We start from the raw sequence: 1,907 nt of genomic DNA, 5'->3' as shown, positions 1-1,907 counted from the left end.
CTGAACGGCTCGCCCCGTCTCGGACTCGGTCCCTGTTCCATGGTGCCCTCACCCCTTTCGGCTGCCCAGGCGGCGGGCATGGTAGAAGCTGCCTGTCCGATTCTACACCTACGGCTTGTGAAGCGCAATCAGCCGCGGGGCCTAAAGGCCGGAAGACTCCCGACTGCACGACCCGCCTGTAACGACCCAGCCGTGTTTGGAAAGGGTTCCCAATCCCCGCCTCGAACGTCTTGCCTGTGCCAGTGGACCGGCTAGATTCCTGGCTGGGTTATGCGGCCGGTTCCGGTGCGAGCGGTGGGGGGATCGGCGTGAACCGGTATTTCTTCTCCCTTCTTCTCGTGACTGCCCTCCTCGCAGCCCCAGTGCAGGCTGCGTCGCCCGATGAAGCCATAGCCCAGTGGATTCAGGGTTGGGATACCCCCTGGCTTGAGGAGTTCTCCCATCTCGGGGAAGCGCCCGCGTACGTAAGCGTGGCGCTGCTCCTGGCCGCGGCGGGCGATCTGGAGACGGTGGAGCTGATTATCGAGGCCGAGGCTGGGGCGGCGGTGGTGACCTGGGGCGGGAAAGTGGGTGTGGGACGGGCCCGGCCCTGGAGCGGCCACGATGCCAGCACCTTCGTTGGTCCTACCTTCAACGGGCGCTACCACAGCTTCCCCTCGGGCCACACGGCCAGTGCTTTTGCCCTGGCAACGGTCCTGGCGGAACGATATCCCAACTGGGCTCCTGTCTGGTACGGCCTGGCCACGTGCGTGGGCTTGGCCCGCATCTCCGCCGGCGCTCACTGGCCCAGCGACGTGCTGGCGGGAGCGGTGGTGGGCCATCTGGCCGGGCGGGCAGCGGTCGCAGGCCGGCCCTGGTTCGGGATCGAGTGGAACTTCTGAGGGCACCCAGCCTTCCGATCCCATAGACTGCCGAGGACCGGGCGGAGTCTTCAACGGCCCGCCAGACGTGGGACGGGTGGGATGACTGGGTGGAACGGCAGCTGGCGAAGGACCGCGCACCGGCTGGCGGCGAGGCGGGATCAACCGGCGCCCGGTGGGCGTGGGATGGGGTGGTGGAAACGCCCCTGCCGGGCAGGCTGGCCAAGCCCCGGCGGGTGGGCATCACCATGGTCCTCGATAAGGGCACACCCCTGGCGGCGCTGGAAGGATACCTGGCCATGGGCGCCCCCTTCGTCGACCTCTGGAAGCTGGGGTTCGGCACCTCGGCGCTTCTCAGCCAGGAGGCCCTGGCCCGGCGGGTCGCCCTCGCCCGCCGGTACGGGGTGGAGGTCTACCCGGGCGGCACCTTGCTGGAGGTCGCCGTCTACCAGAATCAGCTGGAAGCCTGGATCGACCGGGCTCTGGCGGCCGGCCTGGCCACCGCGGAAGTCTCCGACGGCACCATCTCCCTCCCTTTGGCCCGGCGGGAGGCCGTCATCGCCCGCCTGCGGGAGGCGGGCTTCACCGTCATCACCGAGGTGGGGAAGAAACACCCCCAGGACCGGCCGCCTCTCGAGGTGCTGAGAGAGACCGTCCAGGCCGACCTGGCCGCGGGGGCGGCGTGGGTCATCGTCGAGGGACGGGAATCGGGGGCAGACGTTGGGATTTACCGAGCCGACGGCTCCATCGACGACTCCCTGGTCGAAGCCTTGGTCGAAGCCGCCGGCGGCTCCCAATGGCTCCTGTGGGAGGCCCCCCGCAAGAGCCAGCAGCAAGCGCTGCTCCAGCGCTTCGGCGTGAACGTCAACCTGGGGAACGTGGAGCCGGGGGAGATCCTGGCCCTGGAGGCCCTCAGGCTAGGCCTCCGGTCGGACACGTTGCGGCCGGTGGTGCAGGGCGGGTAGCCTGCACCACCGGCTTTGGATCAGCCCTCCAGCAGCCGCTCCAGCTCCTGGACCAGCTCGTGGAAGGCTTGGATCGCCTGGC

General features: G+C 69.0%; 2 protein-coding genes. Both read left to right on the top strand.

The annotated features are described in order from the left end of the window. The first annotated feature begins 308 nt into the window (after positions 1-308). The gene (locus tag FWJ67_RS10880) at positions 309-881 is read left to right on the top strand and encodes a phosphatase PAP2 family protein (protein WP_414482827.1); all 573 of its coding nucleotides are present in this window, start codon (positions 309-311) and stop codon (positions 879-881) included. Between the two features lie 89 nt (positions 882-970). Continuing rightward, positions 971-1,825, top strand: coding sequence for a phosphosulfolactate synthase (locus FWJ67_RS10875; protein WP_414482826.1), 855 nt, complete (start codon positions 971-973; stop codon positions 1,823-1,825). The last annotated feature ends 82 nt before the right edge of the window (positions 1,826-1,907 follow it).

It is taken from the genome of Limnochorda sp. (assembly GCF_047459355.1).
GTDB lineage: Bacteria > Bacillota > Limnochordia > Limnochordales > Limnochordaceae > Limnochorda.
This window is presented reverse-complemented; position numbering and strand designations above follow the sequence as displayed.